The 17,967-nt window shown below is 60.1% G+C and carries 14 protein-coding genes and 3 pseudogenes; 14 read left to right on the top strand and 3 right to left on the bottom strand.

The annotated features are described in order from the left end of the window. Positions 1 to 141 precede the first annotated feature (141 nt). The 3 genes from dapE to IRZ56_RS22175 are packed head-to-tail and all read left to right on the top strand — an operon-like array spanning position 142 to position 2,501. Positions 142 to 1,293 (top strand): succinyl-diaminopimelate desuccinylase, encoded by a 1,152-nt coding sequence (gene dapE / locus IRZ56_RS22185; protein ID WP_196146910.1) that lies wholly within the window; start codon positions 142 to 144, stop codon positions 1,291 to 1,293. Continuing rightward, positions 1,293 to 2,105 (top strand): putative RNA methyltransferase, encoded by an 813-nt coding sequence (locus IRZ56_RS22180; RefSeq protein ID WP_196146909.1) that lies wholly within the window; start codon positions 1,293 to 1,295, stop codon positions 2,103 to 2,105. The genes dapE and IRZ56_RS22180 overlap by 1 nt, the downstream gene beginning before the upstream one ends. 18 nt (positions 2,106 to 2,123) lie before the next feature. Then, positions 2,124 to 2,501, top strand: a complete 378-nt coding sequence (locus tag IRZ56_RS22175) for a hypothetical protein (RefSeq protein WP_196146908.1) — start codon at positions 2,124 to 2,126, stop codon at positions 2,499 to 2,501. A gap of 79 nt (positions 2,502 to 2,580) precedes the next feature. Here IRZ56_RS22175 and IRZ56_RS22170 read toward each other — a convergent pair whose 3' ends face one another. Then, positions 2,581 to 2,790 carry a cold-shock protein gene (locus IRZ56_RS22170; protein WP_084854326.1) on the bottom strand — a complete coding sequence of 70 codons (210 nt, stop codon included), beginning with the start codon at positions 2,788 to 2,790 and terminating at the stop codon, positions 2,581 to 2,583. 228 nt (positions 2,791 to 3,018) lie between these two features. On the opposite strand from IRZ56_RS22170, the gene plsB reads away from it, so the two are divergent. The 11 genes and pseudogenes from plsB to IRZ56_RS22115 form a co-directional block, all read left to right on the top strand. Continuing rightward, entirely contained in the window at positions 3,019 to 5,505 is a 2,487-nt protein-coding gene (gene plsB / locus IRZ56_RS22165; RefSeq protein WP_196146907.1) for a glycerol-3-phosphate 1-O-acyltransferase PlsB, read from the top strand. 79 nt (positions 5,506 to 5,584) lie between these two features. Then, on the top strand, positions 5,585 to 5,995 hold the full coding sequence (locus IRZ56_RS22160) for a YbaY family lipoprotein (RefSeq protein ID WP_196146906.1): 411 nt from the start codon (positions 5,585 to 5,587) through the stop codon (positions 5,993 to 5,995). Positions 5,996 to 6,129: 134 nt separating this feature from the next. Beyond that, positions 6,130 to 6,528 (top strand): YbaY family lipoprotein, encoded by a 399-nt coding sequence (locus tag IRZ56_RS22155; protein ID WP_196146905.1) that lies wholly within the window; start codon positions 6,130 to 6,132, stop codon positions 6,526 to 6,528. A 30-nt stretch (positions 6,529 to 6,558) separates the two neighbouring features. Further along, positions 6,559 to 7,248: a DUF4197 domain-containing protein gene (locus IRZ56_RS22150; RefSeq protein WP_196146904.1), complete on the top strand. Its 690-nt coding sequence runs from the start codon at positions 6,559 to 6,561 to the stop codon at positions 7,246 to 7,248. Positions 7,249 to 7,384: 136 nt separating this feature from the next. After that, a pseudogene (locus IRZ56_RS22145) lies at positions 7,385 to 8,124 on the top strand (IS5 family transposase); the annotation flags it as partial. Between the two features lie 496 nt (positions 8,125 to 8,620). Continuing rightward, a complete protein-coding gene (locus IRZ56_RS22140; RefSeq protein WP_196146903.1) occupies positions 8,621 to 9,871 on the top strand; it encodes an iron-containing redox enzyme family protein in 1,251 nt (416 codons plus the stop codon). A gap of 85 nt (positions 9,872 to 9,956) precedes the next feature. Beyond that, a complete protein-coding gene (locus IRZ56_RS22135) occupies positions 9,957 to 11,270 on the top strand; it encodes an aspartate aminotransferase family protein (RefSeq protein ID WP_196146902.1) in 1,314 nt (437 codons plus the stop codon). 130 nt (positions 11,271 to 11,400) lie between these two features. Continuing rightward, on the top strand, positions 11,401 to 14,829 hold the full coding sequence (locus tag IRZ56_RS22130; protein WP_196146901.1) for a non-ribosomal peptide synthetase: 3,429 nt from the start codon (positions 11,401 to 11,403) through the stop codon (positions 14,827 to 14,829). Between the two features lie 39 nt (positions 14,830 to 14,868). Continuing rightward, a complete protein-coding gene (locus IRZ56_RS22125; protein WP_196146900.1) occupies positions 14,869 to 15,771 on the top strand; it encodes a DMT family transporter in 903 nt (300 codons plus the stop codon). 67 nt (positions 15,772 to 15,838) lie between these two features. Then, entirely contained in the window at positions 15,839 to 16,006 is a 168-nt protein-coding gene (locus IRZ56_RS22120; protein ID WP_196146899.1) for a hypothetical protein, read from the top strand. Further along, positions 15,946 to 16,122: pseudogene (locus IRZ56_RS22115) on the top strand (transposase); the annotation flags it as partial. The gene IRZ56_RS22120 and the pseudogene IRZ56_RS22115, both read left to right, overlap by 61 nt. Positions 16,123 to 16,229: 107 nt before the next feature. Here IRZ56_RS22115 and IRZ56_RS23320 read toward each other — a convergent pair. After that, positions 16,230 to 17,051 carry a DUF6708 domain-containing protein gene (locus tag IRZ56_RS23320; RefSeq protein ID WP_328312060.1) on the bottom strand — a complete coding sequence of 274 codons (822 nt, stop codon included), beginning with the start codon at positions 17,049 to 17,051 and terminating at the stop codon, positions 16,230 to 16,232. Next, positions 17,048 to 17,967 (bottom strand): annotated as a pseudogene (locus IRZ56_RS22105) (oxidoreductase); the annotation flags it as partial. The gene IRZ56_RS23320 and the pseudogene IRZ56_RS22105, both read right to left, overlap by 4 nt.

The following is a 17,967-nucleotide window of genomic DNA, read 5'->3' as shown; positions in this document are numbered from 1 at the left end:
CCCACAGGTACAGCGCAAGTCTCAGGGGCTGCGATGCACCTGTGGGAGCCGGCTTGCCGGCGATTGGGCCGTGCCGCCTGGATCCATTTGATATAAGATAACGCCCCTGTTTCCCCGCCCGCCTTGCCCCCGGAGTCCTTCATGACGGCCCCTGCCGAGCTCTCGCCTACCCTTCAACTGGCCTGCGACCTGATCCGTCGCCCTTCGGTCACCCCTGTCGATGCCGATTGCCAGGCCCAGATGATGAATCGCCTGGGCGCCGTCGGCTTCCAACTGGAGCCGATGCGCATCGAAGACGTCGACAACTTCTGGGCGACCCACGGCACCCAGGACGGCCCGGTGTTGTGCTTCGCCGGCCATACCGACGTGGTGCCCACGGGCCCGGTGCAGGCCTGGCAGCATGAGCCCTTCGAGGCGCTGATCGATGCCGACGGCATGCTCTGTGGCCGCGGTGCCGCGGACATGAAAGGCAGCCTGGCGTCCATGGTAGTGGCCAGCGAGCGCTTCGTGCGCGACTACCCGAACCACCGTGGCAAGGTGGCCTTCCTGATCACCAGCGACGAAGAGGGCCCTGCCCACCATGGCACCAAGGCCGTGGTCGAGCGCCTACGGGCGCGCAACGAGCGCCTGGACTGGTGCATCGTCGGCGAACCGTCCAGCACCACCCTGCTGGGCGATGTGGTCAAGAATGGCCGCCGTGGCTCGCTCGGCGCCAAGCTCACCGTGCGCGGCAAGCAGGGCCACGTGGCCTACCCGCACCTGGCGCGCAACCCCATCCACCTGGCTGCCCCGGCCCTGGCGGAACTTGCCGCCGAGCACTGGGACGAAGGCAACGCATTCTTTCCGCCGACCAGCTTCCAGATTTCCAACCTCAACTCCGGCACCGGCGCGACCAACGTGGTCCCGGGCGAGCTGGTCGCGGTGTTCAACTTCCGCTTCTCCACCGAATCCACGGTCGAGGGCCTGCAGGCCCGCGTGGCGGCGATCCTCGACAAGCACCAGCTGGACTGGAGCATCGACTGGGCGTTGTCCGGCCTGCCGTTCCTGACCGAACCTGGCGAATTGCTCGACGCCGTGTCCGCCGGCATCAAGGCCGTCACCGGCCGCGACACCCAACCGTCCACCAGCGGTGGTACTTCCGATGGCCGCTTCATCGCCACGTTGGGTACGCAGGTGGTGGAGCTTGGCCCGGTCAACGCCACTATCCACCAGGTCGACGAGCGCATCCTGGCCAGCGACCTGGAACTGCTGACCGAGATCTACTACCAGACCCTGGTACGGTTGCTCGCCTGATGCTCGCCTGCCCTCTTTGCCAGGCCGCCCTGACCCGCCTCGACAACGGCGTGGTATGCCCCGCCGGGCACCGCTTCGACCGGGCCCGCCAGGGCTACTTGAACCTGTTGCCGGTGCAGCACAAGAACAGCCGCGACCCCGGCGACAACCAGGCCATGGTCCAGGCGCGCCGCGACTTCCTCGACGCCGGCCACTACGCTCCGGTGGCCCGGCGCCTGGCCGAACTTGCCGCCGAGCGCCAGCCCGGCACCTGGCTGGACATCGGTTGCGGCGAAGGCTATTACACCGCGCAATTGGCCCAGGCCCTGCCCGCCGCCGATGGCTATGCCCTGGATATCTCCCGCGAGGCGGTCAAGCGCGCCTGCCGGCGCGCGCCCCAGGTAACCTGGATGGTCGCGAGCATGGCCCGGGTGCCCTTGCTCGACGCCAGCTGCCAGTTCATCGCCAGCGTGTTCAGCCCGCTGGACTGGCAGGAGGCCAAGCGCCTGCTCGGCCCCGGCGGCGGCCTGATGCGGGTCGGGCCGACCAGCGGCCACCTGATGGAACTGCGCGAGGTGCTCTACGATGAAGTACGCCCGTACGCCGATGACAAGCACCTGGCCCTGGTCCCGCAGGGCATGCACCACGCCCATGGCGAGGTATTGGAGTTTCGCCTGAGACTGGCCGAGGCGCAGGCACGCGCCGACCTGCTGGCGATGACCCCGCACGGCTGGCGCGCCAGCGCCGAGAAGCGCGCGCGGGTGATCGACCAGCCCGAGCCGTTCGAGGTCACGGTTTCCATGCGTTATGACTATTTCGTGCGCCAAGACTGAGCACACCGGAGCCCTTTTATGCGCCAACCCGATATCGAGATCTACCTCAAGGACACCGACGTCGACCACAAGCAGGTGGCCGAGTGGCTCGGCCAGGCCCTGGGCCCTTGCAGCCAATGGCAGCAACGTGGCCAGACCTGGAAATGCACAGCCGGTAACATTCCGGTCACCTGGGTACCCAAGGCTGTAGGGAAATGGAACAGCCTGTTCCTGGAAAGCGACCAGACGCCGTGGGACGACGACATCGCCTGCGCCCGCGCCGCCTATGCCGCGCTCGGCGTCGAAGTACGCTGCGCACCGGGTAGCTGGGCCGAGGAGGATGGAGAGGAAGATGCCGACCGCTGGGTCCGCATCAGCGCCGACGGTGAACAGGAAATCACCTGGCGTACCAGCTGAAGCGCTGGCGGGTAAGCATCAGGCTGCAAGTTCCACGGTCAACTTGCAGCTTGAAGCTTCACGCGTGTAGCCAGAGGCCTTAGAGGCCGATCACGTCCTCGGCTTGCAAGCCTTTCTGGCCTTGCACGAGGGCGTATTCAACCCGCTGTCCCTCGACCAGGGTACGATGCCCCTCACCGCGGATAGCCCGATAGTGGACGAACACGTCCGCACCACCTTCGCGCTGAATGAAGCCATAACCCTTGGCATCGTTGAACCACTTTACATTCCCAGTCTCACGAGACGACATCTGAACTACTCCGGATTTTTATTTTGAAGATCGCCTTGCAAGCACGAGGTCACCTCCCCGTGCCGACGCAGCTCGCTGAAATATCTTGCAAGCTGCGGACCGAGTATATGACAGCGAACAAAAAAATTTCATGACGGGAACGAGATTTGGCGAATTTTGCCGAACTTGTACAGATACGGCAGACTAACTGCCTGGATATTCCCCAAAATTCACCCAGGGCACACACCCATGACCCGTTCCCCCCTGCGCCGGCTGATTTTCGGCGCCCTGCGTCGCCTGTTGTACCTGTGGGTGCGCTCCGAGACCATCAACCAGTCCTCCTTGACCCTCAAACTCGACCGCAGCCGGCCGGTGTTCTACGCCCTGCCCTCGCCCTCGCTGACCGACCTGGCCGTGGTCGACCGTGAATGCACCAAGGCCGGGCTGCCGCGCCCAGTGCTGCCGGTTGCCGTGGGCCCGCTGCAGGAACCGGCGGCGTTCTTCTACCTGACGCCCGACCCAGACTGGCTCGGCCGCCACGACAAGCGCGGCGCGCCGCCCACCCTGGAGCGCCTGGTGGCCGCAGTCGCCCAGCATGCCGAGGAAGATGCGCAGATCATCCCGGTCAGCGTGTTCTGGGGCCAATCGCCGGCCAGCGAGTCCAGCCCGTGGAAGCTGCTGTTCGCCGACAGCTGGGCCGTCACCGGCCGCCTGCGCCGGTTGTTGACGATCATGATCCTGGGCCGCAAGACCCGCGTGCAGTTCTCCGCGCCCATCCACCTGCGCGAGCTGGTGCAACACAACAAGGGGCACGAGCGCACCGTGCGCATGGCCCAGCGCATCATGCGCGTGCACTTTCGCAACCTGAAGACCGCGGTCATCGGCCCGGACATCTCCCATCGGCGCAACCTGGTCAAGGGGCTGGTCCACGACCCGCTGGTACGCCAGGCGATCAGCGACGAAGCCGAGCGCGAGAAGATCCCCTATGCCAAGGCCGAGGCCCAGGCGCTGCGCTACGGCAACGAAATCGCCTCGGACTACACCTACACGGCGATCCGCTTCCTCGAGGTGGTGCTGAGCTGGTTCTGGAACAAGATCTACGACGGTATCAAGGTCAACCATATCGAACAGGTACAGGGCATCGCGCCCGGTCACGAAGTCATCTACGTGCCCTGCCACCGCAGCCACATCGACTACCTGCTGCTGTCGTACCTGCTGTTTCGCAACGGCCTCACCCCGCCGCACATCGCCGCGGGCATCAACCTCAACATGCCGGTCATCGGCAGCCTGCTGCGCCGTGGCGGGGCGTTCTTCATGCGCCGCACGTTCAAGGGCAACCCGTTGTACACGGCGGTGTTCAACGAATACCTGCATACCTTGTTCACCAAGGGCTTCCCGGTCGAGTACTTCGTCGAGGGCGGCCGTTCGCGCACCGGTCGCATGCTGCAGCCACGCACCGGCATGCTGGCCATTACCTTGCGCAGCTTCCTGCGCTCCTCGCGCACGCCGATCGTCTTCGTGCCGGTGTACATCGGCTACGAACGCGTACTGGAGGGCCGCACCTACCTGGGCGAGCTGCGCGGGGCGAGCAAGAAGAAGGAGTCGATCTTCGACATCTTCAAGGTGGTCGGTGCGCTGAAGCAGCGCTTCGGGCAGGTCTACGTGAACTTCGGCGAGCCGATCCGTCTGGCCGGCTTCCTCGACCAGCAACAACCCGGTTGGCGCGAACAGGCACTCGGCCCGCAGTTCCGCCCGGCCTGGCTCAATGAGACCACCACACGCCTGGGCGAAACCGTGGCCCGTCACCTGAACGAGGCCGCGGCGATCAACCCGGTCAACCTGGTGGCCCTGGCGCTGCTTTCCACCAGCCGACTGGCTCTGGACGACCGCGCCCTGACCCGCGTGCTGGACCTCTACCTGGCCTTGCTGCGCCAGGTGCCCTACTCTGCGCATACCACCCTGCCGGAGGGCGACGGGAAAGCCCTGATCGAGCACGTCAAGGGCATGGGGCTGCTGTCCGAGCAAAAGGACGCCTTGGGGCGCATCCTGTACCTGGATGAAGCCAACGCCGTGCTGATGACCTATTACCGCAACAATGTCCTGCACATCTTCGCGCTGCCGGCGCTGCTGGCCAGCTTCTTCCAGAGCAGCTCGCGCATGAGCCGTGAGCTGATTGGCCAATACATCCAGGCGTTGTATCCGTACCTGCAGGCCGAATTGTTCCTGCGCTGGACCTCAGAACAGCTGGAGGATGTCATCGACCAATGGCTGGCCGCGCTGGTGGAGCACGGCCTGCTGCGTTTCGAAAACGGCGTCTACCTGCGCCCGGCCCCTAGCTCGCGGCAGTTCGTGCTGTTGACCCTGCTGGCCCGCGCCATCACTCAGATCCTGCAACGCTTCTACATGGCGACGTCCTTGTTGCTCAACAGCGGCCAGAACACCCTGACCGCCGAAGAACTGGAAGACCTGTGCGTGATGATGGCCCAGCGCCTGTCGATCCTCCACGGGCTCAACGCCCCGGAGTTCTTCGACAAGACGCTGTTCCGCCATTTCATCCAGACCCTGATCGGCCAGGGTGTGTTGCGGCCCGACGCCGAAGGCAAGCTGGGCTACCACGACAAGCTCGCCGAGCTGGCCGAAGGCGTGGCCAAGCGCGTGCTGTCGGCAGAGCTGCGACTGTCGATCCGTCAGGTGGCACTGCATCGAGAGGAGCCCACCGATAACGTGCAAGGGTAGGCCTTCAGCCTGCCCTCTGCCCTTGGGAAGGATGACGATCAGCGTGCTGCATCCTCACATCCTTCCCAAGGAGCGCAACATGACGCAACTGAAAACCATCAACGTCGAGATTGTCTCGTCTGGCGACAACACGCTTCCACCGTCCGCCCTCGTCAAACTGAGTCTGCTTGACGTTTCGAAGGCCGACGTGCCGGCCATCAGCCTTGCCGAACTGCGCCTGCGTTGTGGTGGCCTGATGCCCGTCCACCTGCAATTGACCTTCGACAACAGCCAGGTCGACCCTCGCCGCCGTTATGCGCTGGCGGTGCGTATCGAGCAAGCTGGCCAGCTGCATTACATCACCACGGTTGAACATCCAATACTCCCGGATAAGGTGTTCGGTAAGCAGCAGGTCACGGTCGACAAGGTCGCCAAGGCGATAGATGGCATACACGGCGGCAACCTTGCGCCACCTGCGGCCGGCATTCACGGTGGCAACCGCATCAAGTAATCCAACAGGCACACGGCCTCGCGGTTCGTGTGCTGAAATCTTACTGCGCAAGCCGCGTCGCTGAATCCTCCGGAAAAATCCGCTAAAGTCCTTGGGGTCGGCCAAAAGCCGACCCCAAGGACACCGGAGATTCCATGAAAAAGCTCTTCATGCTGTGTGGCGCATCCCTGCTCGCAGCCTGCTCCAGCAACACCCCATCGCACCAGGCCAGCCTGGATGGCGAAGTCTTCTATGTGCAGCGCATCGCCCTGCCGCCTGCGGCTACCTTGAGCGTCAGCCTGCAGGATGTATCGCTGATGGACGCCCCGGCAGTGACCCTGGCCAACCAGGCCGGCCCGGTCAAAGGCAACGTCCCGCTGCCCTTCCACCTGACCTACGACCCCGCCCAGCTCAAGCCTGGCCACCGCTATGCCGTCAGCGCACGCATCGAACTGGACGGTAAGCTGCTGTTCATCAATACCGAACATCACGGCGTCAAGCTCGACGGCAGCGACCCGCAGCCGGTGCGCATCAAAGTCGACCCGGTGCGCTGACCCGCCCACTTTGCCTATAAGGAAATACCCATGATCCGCACCTCCCTGCGCTTCACCACCCTCTGCGCCGGCCTGCTGCTGTCGGCCAGCGCCCTGGCCTTGTCGCTGGGCGACCTTTCCCAGAAAGATGCCAGCGGCGGCTTGAAGGACGCCCTGACCCAAGGCGCCCAAATCGCCGTCAAGCAACTGAGCACGCCTGGCGGCTTCAGCAACAACCCGGACGTGCGCATCGAATTGCCGGGCAACTTGGGTAAGGCCGCCAAGGCCATGAAGATGTTCGGCAAGGGTGAGCAAGTCGAAGCCCTGGAAGACAGCATGAACAAGGCCGCAGAAGCGGCTGTGCCGCAAGCCCAGGTCATTCTGGTGGATGCGGTGAAGAAGATGACCGTGACCGATGCCAAGGACATCCTTGCAGGCGGCCAGGATTCAGCCACCCAGTACCTGAACAAGAGCAGCCGCGAAGAGATCCGCGCCAAGTTCCTGCCCATCGTCAAGCAGGCCACCGACAAGGTCGGCCTGGCGCAGCAATACAACAACTTCGCCGGCCAGGCCGTCGCGTTGGGCGTGGTCGACGCCAAGAGTGCCAGCATCGAGAACTACGTGACCGAGAAAGCGCTGGATGGCCTGTTCGAGATGATTGCCAAGCAAGAGCAGAGCATTCGCCAGAATCCAGCCCAGGCGGCTACCAGCCTGGCTAAGAAGGTGTTCGGCGCGCTTTGATTCTTAGGCTCTGTACGAAATCCCGAGAAACCTAATCGTCGCTCCTCCAGCGCTGAGATTTTGTAGAGTCATGCGCCATTAACGGAAAGGAATTCTGTGATGGCAAGGCGCTACGAACTCACGGACGAGGCCTGGGCTGTGGGTGCTCTGCTCGGGTGCTGCATGGCGAGATATGCCCGAGCGCTTCGGCCCATGGTCAACGGTGTATCAACGGTTTCGGGGCTGGCGAAACCAAGGGACTTTCGAGCAGATGCTCAAACGTCTGCACTTGAGATTGGATGAGCGAGGCTTGATCGATCTGCAAACCTGGATGATCGACTCAACCGCAGTACGCGCAACCCGAGCCTCATCTGGCGCCGGGAAAAAAGGGGGCCTGACGAGCCTGCCGATCATGCTCTAGGTCGCAGTCGCGGCGGCCTGACTACCAAAATCCACATGCTTTGCGACGCCAACGGAACACCGCCGCGCTTTCTCCTCTCTGGTGGTCAAACCTGTGACATCAGCTACGCACAACCATTGTTGGACGAGGTCAGCATTCCATCGACCCAACATGGCCGCCCGCGCAAGCGCTGCAAATGGCTGCTCGCCGACAAGGGTTACGACGCCGAAGCACTACGCCGCTACTGCGACCATTATCGAATGCAGCCCGTCATCCCGTTGCGCTCGATGAAGCGCAAGCCCAAGCCTGGCTTACCAATACTGTTTGACCGGCCCAAATACCGACAGCGCAACATCATCGAGCGCATGTTTGGCTGGCTGAAAGAGAACCGCCGGATAGTGACCCGCTTCGACAAGCTCGCGAAAAGTTATGCCGCAATTGTCTCACTGGCTTGCTCCATGCGGTGTTTGCGACATCTCTTTTCGTACAGAGCCTAGGGAGAGCGGAAGGTGCCGGCAGCAGAAGCCGTTAATAATATTTAACTGCCGCCTGAACTTTCCCAGAAAAAGCGACAAATTGAACGCTATTTTTAACAACCGCCTTCGTACACCCCCGCCACCGACTTGATGCCCCTGTCATCTTTTTTGCGTTGACAGTTACAGCCTTGCGTCTTTATGATTCAAAACAAGGACAAGCTGTTATTTCATGGAATGGAATCAATGCTCGGTCATGCCTCCTGGCGCACTTCGTCGCCGCTTGTTTATTGCACCCTCGCCACAACAACGCACAACTTTGCGTTGCGACCCCTCCACCCAAACGCTTGCCCCTCGCACCCTGCAGTTACCTGAACGTTATTCGCACCGGCGCGCTCGTTGAGCCCGCGCCCGGCGAAGGTAATCGGCTGCGTATATAAAAGCTGTAACACCGTTTGCCCTGAACTTGCGCTCCCCTGCACCGGGAACAGTCTCGCTTACAAAAAAGAAAGGATTTCTAATGAAGCACCTGGATAATGCCCTGCGACTTTCCTACCCACTGCCCAATGGCAATACCGTTAATCTTCACCTTGCCACAGAGGAGTTGCTGGGCGTTCGCATGAATAAAAATGTGAAGCGCCTGATTGGCTGTTACGAGCAGGACATGTTGTTCTTGAACAAGGAAATCGAAGGCGATATTCAAGACCATCTCGATGCGCGTTACGGCAGGGACAAGAGCAAGAAGGCCCTGGATGAACTGAGAACACTCGAAGCCGTCGTGTTCGCTCCCGTCAGTTCACAGCTGGACAAAGTCGACTTCTCGGTAACGGCCGACCAGCTGAAAGCCTTCTTCGGCGGCCAGCTCGACGAAGAATTCGCGCGGCTGAAGAACGGCGAGTTCGACCCGACGCTCACCCATATCCTCCATGATCCAAACGGCCAGGCGCTCATGCGCAGCCTGCTGACACAGTTCTCCATCGAGTTCCTGATCGAAGGTGCGCCGATGGGCCTCTATGCCACCGGTGCGTTCGGTACCCTGCAGTCACACCTGCTTCGGGTCTATCAGGATGAGATGGGCAATGGCGTCCCCGAGGACAAGCACAGCCACCTGTATGAGAAAACCATGGTCGACCTGGGCCTGAGCGATACGCCGGACGCCTATCAGGACCACTTCCTGACCAGCAACATGCTGGTTTCGGCGTATACGTATCAAATCTGCCACGATAAAAGTAAGTTCCTCCGATACCTCGGCGCCTTCTTCCGCAATGAAGCCTGTTTCATTGTCTGGCAGAAGCAGCTGGGCGAGTCCGTGCGGGAAATCTTCAGCGGCCAGGTAGACTGCCACTACTTTGACGTTCACACGTCTGTCGACCAGGCGCATGGTCGCTGGGTATTGGACAACCTGGTATCCCATGCACTGGAACGTTTTGGTGATCCTGCCGCCCCGCATATCTTGCGTGGCTTTGTCGAACTGATGATCTACCAGGATATCTTCGGCCTGGAGTTGGACCACCAGATCCTAATTGGTACAGAAGCTGAAGTGACAGACGTCCCAGGTGCTGCCGTGACCTTCCGTCATCACGTTTCGCCAGGTCAAACCGAACACCTGTTCTCTGCCCGTGAGTTGTTGATCAACCTTCAAGGCGACAGCCAGTTGTTCCTTACCGACCCGTTGACGGCAACCACATCCACTGCGCAGACGCTCGTTCGGCTTCCGCCCTTCACGGCGGCGACGATCAAGGCCGGCCAAAGCGGCGCGCACTACCAATAATAATCCAGCGCGCGATTCTTCCTGGATCGCGCAGCCACGGTTCCTGATGACATCAGCGCTTGAATCACAAGCGCAAGGACTCCCCATGCCTGTCGAAACGTCTTCCCCTGAACTCGCAAACACCTGGCTGCACTTTTTCCCCTCCGATCAACTTGGCAAGACAGACGCCTTCCCCACGTCACTGGCCTCTGCACAAGGCATCTATGTCACGGACGCGCAAGGCCGGCGTTATATGGATGCCATCAGTGGCGCCTACTGCGTGAATGTAGGCTATGGCCGCGACTCGATCGTCGATGCCGCTGCCCAGACCGCCAAGCAACTGGCGTTCTGCTCGCCCTTCAGCTTTGCCAATCCCTACACTATCCAGTTGGCGCAAACCCTGGCAGAGCTTGCGCGCCCCGTGGTGGGCGCGAATGCACGGGTGTTCTTCACCAACAGCGGTTCGGAAGCCGTGGAGACCGCCCTTAAAGTCGCTAGGGCCTTCGCCGTCAAGCTGGGTGAAAGCCAGCGCAAATGGCTGGTATCTCGCGACCATGCCTACCATGGCGTCACGCTGGGCGCCCTGTCGGTCTGTGGTTTTCCCTCGCTGAAAGAGGAGTTCGGCCCGCTGCTGCCCATGACGACAACGATTCCATCGATGCGTGACAGCAGTAATCCATTCGAAGAACTGCTCGGTGCAACCCCAGGCCAGGGCAAGGATGTGGCGGCTGTACTGCTGGAAACCGTCGAAACCAGCAATGGCATGACAACCCCTTCCGAGCAGTACCTGGAAAACGTGCGGCGCATCCGTGAGGAAACCGGCGCCCTGCTGATCATCGACGAAGTCATCACCGGCTTCGGACGCCTGGGTAGCTGGTTCAGCGCCGAACACTATGGCCTCGAAGCAGACATCATCGTGTGTGCAAAAGGCCTCACGAGCGGCTACGACTCCCTGGGCGCCACAATCGTCAGCGAGCGCGTCGCATCTGCCTTTGCCCAAGGTGACGAGAGCATGTTCGCCCACGGCGCAACGTTCGGCGGGCGCCCTGCTGCGGCGGCGGCTGCATTGGAGAACATCGCCATCCTCGGCCGTGAGCAGCTTCTTGCAAACGCCTCGGCCATGGGCGCCTATCTGGAAGAAAAACTGCACAGCCTGTTTGCAGGTCACCCGAAGGTTTGCGGCCTCAGCGGCGCGGGTCTGTTGCGTGCCATCCATCTGAAGTCGGCAGATTCGTCCGCGCCAGCGCCAGCGACAGCGCAAGAGGTTGCGCTGATTCGTGAGCGTTTGCTAAACCACGGCGTGATCACCTCGCTGTACTACACCCGCAACGATCCCACGATCGAAATCGCCCCTCCCCTGTGCGTTACCTCGGTACAAATCGATGACCTGTGCCGTGTTATCCATGAATCATTGAAGTAACGGTCGTTGAGCCAAGGACATAAAGGATTATCCAAAGATGGCATTCAATGAAATAGGACACACAGATTCGGTAGGCGATGCTCAGGTGCAAGGCGTGCAAGATGAGCGGGATACCAAGCATCACCAGTCGGTGCGCCTGGAGCGCGCCGAGGCCTGCGGGACAGCAGGCCTTGCATTCGAAACGGACCTGCTGTGTGCCTGGCTGGTAACGGCCAGTTGGTACGCCAACTGGGTCGAAAACGTGAGCAGTGTGATCATCGCTCGCACGGCAAACATCCCTTGCCCTGAGGTGGATCCGTCGGCCCCCGCCGCAACGCTGCGTGCCGAATGCGAAAAACGCTTGCACGACCTGCGCGCAACCGCCCAAGGCGCCTGGCAGGTACAGGCATGCTCGAATACCGAACAATGCGAAGGCCTGTTCGGTGCTGCCCAGCTGAAAGTGACTGTCAGCCAGGCCGCCGTCGAGCTGTGGTTCGACCCGCGCGTGCTCGACCGAGCGCTGGCCCACGAGATCCTGGACACCCTGCGTGTCATCGCAGGCGCCCTGCAGGCTCACCCGAGGGCCACGCTAAGAGCGCTGGCCGAGCGTGCCAGGCCTGTGCAGTCGAACTCGGAGCTGACGGGCAAGCTGCAGGGCGTCATCCTCGAGGATGTGCTGGACGCTCTGAACGCCCACGTGGCGCAGGACCCGAAGCAGGTCGCCATACGTGAAGCCGACATGTCCCTTGATTACGGGCAGCTATCGACCTTGGTCAAGGCGCTGGCGACAGCGCTCGAACACGATGGGGTCAAGGCCGGCAGCCGTGTTGCGCTGTGCATGCCACGTTCGAGCGACTTCATCATTGCGGCGCTCGCGCTGCTTTCGCTGCAGGCGATCTACATTCCAATAGACCTGGAACTCCCAGCCGAACGGCGCCGGCTGATGATCGAGGATGCACAGGTCGAGTGGATCATCGATCACGACGGCACACGAAGAAAGCTTCGTCCGTCGGCGCACATCAACACGGGTTGTGGCTATGTGCTGTTCACGTCTGGCACCACGGGCCGCCCCAAAGGCGTGATGGTTTCACGTGCTGCGCTGTCGTACTACGCCAGTGTCGCCAGGCACACATTCAACCTGTCGCGTCACTCACGCGTCCTGCAGTTCGCCACGGTATCGTTCGACGCCTCCGTCGAGGAAATCTACCCCTGCCTGATGGCAGGCGGCACGGTAGTCATTCGTGACTCCTCCGTGGACTTGCGCCCGGCCCCGTTTCTCGCCTTCCTCGAACAGCAGCACATCACGTTCCTGGACTTGCCAACGGGCTACTGGCGAGAGCTGAGCACCGCCTGCAGTGCGCAGAACCTGCGCTTTCCACCGAGCGTGGCCTTGGTAGTGGTCGGCGGTGAAGCGCTGTACCAGTCCGATATTCATGCCTGGTTCCGCCTGCCCGCACCGCGCCCGGAGCTCATCAACTCCTATGGCCCGACCGAGACGACGGTTGTCACGACCCTGCAGCGCGTGCGGCTACCTGCCGACAGTGACGCGGCCAAGAATGACATTTCCATTGGCTACCCCATTGCAGGCAGCCGGATCGTGCTGCTCGATCGTTTCGACCAGCCTGCGCCACTCGGCGGCCTGGGCCAGATCTGCATCTCCAGCCCCGGGTTGGCCGCAGGTTATCTCGACAGCCCTGAAATGACCGATGTGAAGTTTTTCGTCCAGCTCGAGAGCGATCGAAGCCAACGGCGCTATTACAAGAGCGGGGACCTGGGGCGAATTGACCGCGATGGCGCGCTCGAATACCACGGCCGCATGGACAACGTGGTGAAACGCCAGGGGTTCAGGATCAGCCTGGGGGAAATCGAGTCGATCATCCGCACCTTGCCCGAGGTGTCCGACTGCTGTGTGTTCATGAGCGAAGCCGGCGGCAAAGGCAAGCTGCTGTGCGCCGTACAGCTGATCCCCGGTGTGCAGGCCACGCAGCACGAATTGCGTCAGGAACTGAGCATGGACCTTCCGTCCTACATGGTGCCAAACAGTTTTGTCGTGCTGGATGAACTGCCGCGCAACCTCGCGGGCAAGATCGATTTCAACAAAGTGCAGGCGTTCGCCTCGAACGTTACCGACCTCAACGACAGCGACCTGCCCCCCCACAGCGAGCTGCTGGCGGGCATTCGTTCGATACTGGCCGGCCGCATGCTCGACTGGGACCTCAGCCTCACCGAAAACGGTGCAGACTCGCTGGAGATCGTGCGCCTGTCGGTGCTGCTGGAGCAACATAGCGGCCAGCCATGGCCAATGTCCGCGCTTTACGCTTGCAGCAGTTTGCGAACGCTTCTGAACGGCTTCGCCGATGCAACGCCCGCACAGCCTGAGGCCCTGCCGTTCAACGACTGGCGTCACGCCGAACTCGATCGACTCAAAGGACTGATCCAACGGGAGAGGACACCGTCCTCCTGCACCGGAGACGGCATTCTCGTGACGGGCGCCACGGGCCTGCTCGGCCGACATCTGGTCAAGGACCTGTTGCGCAGAACCGCACGCCCGATCTACTGCCTGATTCGCAACCCAACAGGGGAAAGCGTCGAGTCCGCCCAGCAACGACTGGTGCAAACCCTTGGGCTGATTACCCAAGACCTGCGCCGGCTGAATATCCTCGTCGGCGACTTGAAATTCAAGGATTTCGGCCTGGAAAGCCCAGGCTTGCGCACGCTTGGGCACAGCATCAGCGATATCGTGCACTGCGCTGCCGATACCAACATGCTGTCGCCCTACTCGGGGCTGTTGACCACCAACGTGCTTGGCAGCGTAAACCTCATCAACCTCGCCCTGGCTACAGGTGCGCATTTCCATTTTGTGTCGTCTCTGGCGTTGTTCGACAGCAAACCCGCCCTGCCAAACGTGTCGCCCGCCAGCAAGATCGCGGAGGTGGGCGATGTGGCGTCTGGCTATCTGCAAGGCAAGTGGATGATCGAAATGCTGCTGGAAACGCTGCGCGATACAGGCTTGAAGGCAACGACCTACCGTTGCGGCCGGTTGTGGGGCAGCGTCGATCGCCCAGACCAGGCCAGCAATGACTACGTGTTCCAGTTCTTGAGTGTGTGCCAGCGCCTTGGCCAGTTCCCCATCATGCCCATGCAGTTGGAAGTCAGCCCGGCGGATTGCATCGCCCACCAACTGGCTTCGGCCGTGATCGCCACGGCGAGCCACTGCGCTGACGCCCACAGCACTTACCACCTGTGCTCCAGCAAAAGCCACGCGATGGACGAAATCTACCAGGCCATGCAGCATCTGCTGCCTGATCTCGCACTGGCCGACTCGGCGGCCTGGTTTGGCGCATTGAGTGCCTACGTGCTGGCCAATCCGCAAGACGTTGTGGCCATGCGGGTCTTCGCGGTCGTGAAATCACTCTCACTTTCTGACTGCATCGATGACCTGGTCATCGGTGAGACCAACGCTTCACGCCAGTGGTGGCCACAAGGCCTGCCGCCGGGGCTCTCCCCCGCGCAGATCGCCCACACGGTAGTCGTGGGGGCTGCTCCCCTCGTTCACACTCAACGCCTCGTGCATGGATGACGCCAGACCAGGCGATTTCTTTTAAAGGGAGTTAAGGCATTGACGCGCTATATCAATTTTCTGTTGCTCGCCCTGATGGGCAGCACCTGGGGTCTTCACTTCGTGCTGGTGAAGAAAATCACCAGCGTGGGGGTTCACGCTGACCTGATCCTGTTTCCAACACTGGTGGGCGTTGCAATCGCGTTCCTGGCAATGATGGCCATCACGCGCAGTTCATGGCGCGTCGCCCGCACCTGGTGGGTGTTCCTGGTCATTTGCAGTGTGCTGGGTTATGCCTTCCCCATCTGGCTCGAGCTGATAGTGGCGCGCTACATCGACTCGACGCTGATTACCCTGATGGTCACGAGCACACCGGTCTTCTGCATTGCCTTGGGTTTTCTGCTTCGCCTGGCAACAGTCACCGTCTGGCACGTGCTGTGTGCGGCATTGGGCGTGGCTGCCGCGATGCTGCTGCTGTTGCCCAGCGCCGCGCTGCCACAAGGCTCGTCGCGCTTCTGGCTGCTCGTGGCGATTGGCGTTCCTGCCAGCTACGCACTCTACAACCTGTACGTCGCCGCCGCTTGGCCGAAAGGGCTCGGCATCTTCACCATGGCGGCCTATGAGTCGGTGATTGCGGCCTTGCTGGCGCTGCCTCTGTTCATCACCACCACCTCGCAGGTCGGCTTCCAAGGCCTTGCCCAACATCAGTCGGCGGTGGCGCTGCTGGTGGTCGTCACCGCCGTGGAGGTCTGGTCCTTCTTCGAGCTGGTCCGCCGGGCAGGCGGCATCTACGTATCGTTCGCTAGTTTCGCCGCATTGGCGGCGGGCATTGCCTGGTCTGCCTTGTTGCTGGACGAGCAGATCACCGCGTGGATGACGATGAGCATCGGCGCCATCGTGCTCTCCCTGGTGCTGTGCCTGATCGGCGACCGAAGCCAGGCCCAGCGGGCACCTCAGTGCTGAGCGCCGCGCTTGCGAGGCGCCAGCCACATCAACGATCCACTGCTTTGCCCCACAAGGATGACCTGTTGTGACAATCGCCAATGAAGGTGTGAAAAATTTCTACGACGCGTTCTCAGGCTCCTACAAACGTCTGCACTTGAGATTGAATGAGCAAGGCTTGATCGATCTGCAAATCTGGATGACCGGCCTAAATACCGACAGCGCAACATCATCGAGCGCATGTTTGGCTGGCTGAAAGAGAACCGCCGAATAGTGACCCGCTTCGACAAGCTCGCGAAAAGTTATGCCGCGATGGTCTCACTGGCTTGCTCCATGCGGTGTTTGCGACATCTCTTTTCGTACAGAGCCTAGGACGTCCACAGATCATGTACTGTCCTGGAAAACAGATCAGTGATCTGTGGACGCTTTCAGAAACTGGCAAGACAATTAAGGGAACGGTACGGCTTGGCGCAGTAGCCTCATAGCACTTCTTCTGAAGACGGTGCCGAACGGGACTCAAGGTCCATTTTTTCCGGCCACTTGACCGCAGGGGCGAAGTGGGGAATGAAGTCGAAGGCTGTGGGCTCATTGTTCCGATCCCTAGCTGGGTGTACAAAGTCTGGAAGTGCTTGAGGGCCCTGCTCCATGAAAAGCTGGGCAATGGTCCAATATGCCTGTCCCTCCACCCAATCATGGGAAAAGAAGAACCGGTCGATTACTTCGTCCGTCCCGGGTTTGCGGACGGAAATGATGATGTTCTCGATCAGACCGCCGTTCCCCATAGGCAGATAAACACTACACGCTTCAGCATGCAAGTCGTCCCAGTCATAGACCTTTGGCTGTACTCCCCAGCGACGACGGCTGAATACTCGAAGATGATCATATTTGTACTGATAGACGTACACTTTTCGGCGAAGGCGATTGAAGCGTATGGGCTCATCACGAGGAAGCTCAAGATCCATGCGCATAGTGGGCAATATCAACAACTGCAAAAAAGTCATTGCACTTAAGGCAACTGCGATGATCTCAAAATCAATTTGATTAAATTTAAAAATAGCAACATACAACCCAAGAATCTCTATAAAAATGCTCATGAGAAACAATGGAGGGCCAAAGATCAAGGAAAAACCCCGGACTCTCAACGAGGATCTAGAAAGCTCTAGATAAATGTGATCGTAATGATTGGGCGGTGGCCGCAAATACTTCGAGCGGGGGCATGGCTTGATGGTTTCATGATGTGTGGGTAAATCAAATTTCCAGCCGCGCGGTCGCAGTGAAAGGGCGGTTTTTTTTGTGTTCATTCATTTAGCCCAAGCACTGTGGACTCAGCATAAGCACTTGGCATATTGCGATCTGGCCAGAATGTAAGGGTTAACGTAGCTGCGATAATGCTAGGCCTGCCGGATTCAGGAGTGAGATCGATGGATCCAATGAGCTGTTTGTATTTTCTCACCCCTTTTCTGTTGGTCGTGCTGCCTGCATTTTTTATAAGCATTGTTTCTAGCTTGTAGTCTATAAATTTGGGGGGATAAGAAGACTTTAGCTTGGAATCTATTGGATCGGGCTTGGCGTCGATTGGCATATAGAACTCGTCGGTGGTGACTTTCTCGCCCCGACCATAATCAAAAGCATTCCCGTCCCCCTGTCGATGCACCATCAAAGACCAACGATACCCAGATCTATGCTCATCGAAATCAGGCATGGTGATGGTGAATTTTATTTTTTGATATGTCGTTAAATTTACTAGGCCGCCAATTTTTCCTGTAAAAGAGTAATCCGCTTTATGGGTTACAAATCCAACGACTGCCTCAAGCCCTAAAGTTGCGGTATTAAGCTCCGCAAGTGCGGTATCAGCATGATAAGGAGTATCCCAATGAATGACCGGGGTTTCATTGGCCTTGCCGAAATAACAGCGTCTTGCCCAGCGTTCAAGTGGGCTGGTCTCTTTTTTATTTGCCAATCTCGCTGCGCCATATGCGAGTGCGCCTAAGATTATCGCCGCGCCTAATGGCCCTAGCAACAGTGGATTAAATATGGCTCTTATTGCAAAAGCGGTTTGACTTAAGTGAAGCAGGCCGGCCACTGAATATCCCCAAAACGCTTTGATATCTCCTGATAAAAGCGTGCGTTTGCTTGCACGACCTGCCTGAGCAGCATCAAAGAAGCCCGAAACGACACTAACTATCGCTCCAGCTGACACCAGCGATACGCCGCTTT

This window comes from Pseudomonas guariconensis (assembly GCF_015680235.1).
Lineage (GTDB): Bacteria > Pseudomonadota > Gammaproteobacteria > Pseudomonadales > Pseudomonadaceae > Aquipseudomonas > Aquipseudomonas guariconensis_A.
This window is presented reverse-complemented; position numbering and strand designations above follow the sequence as displayed.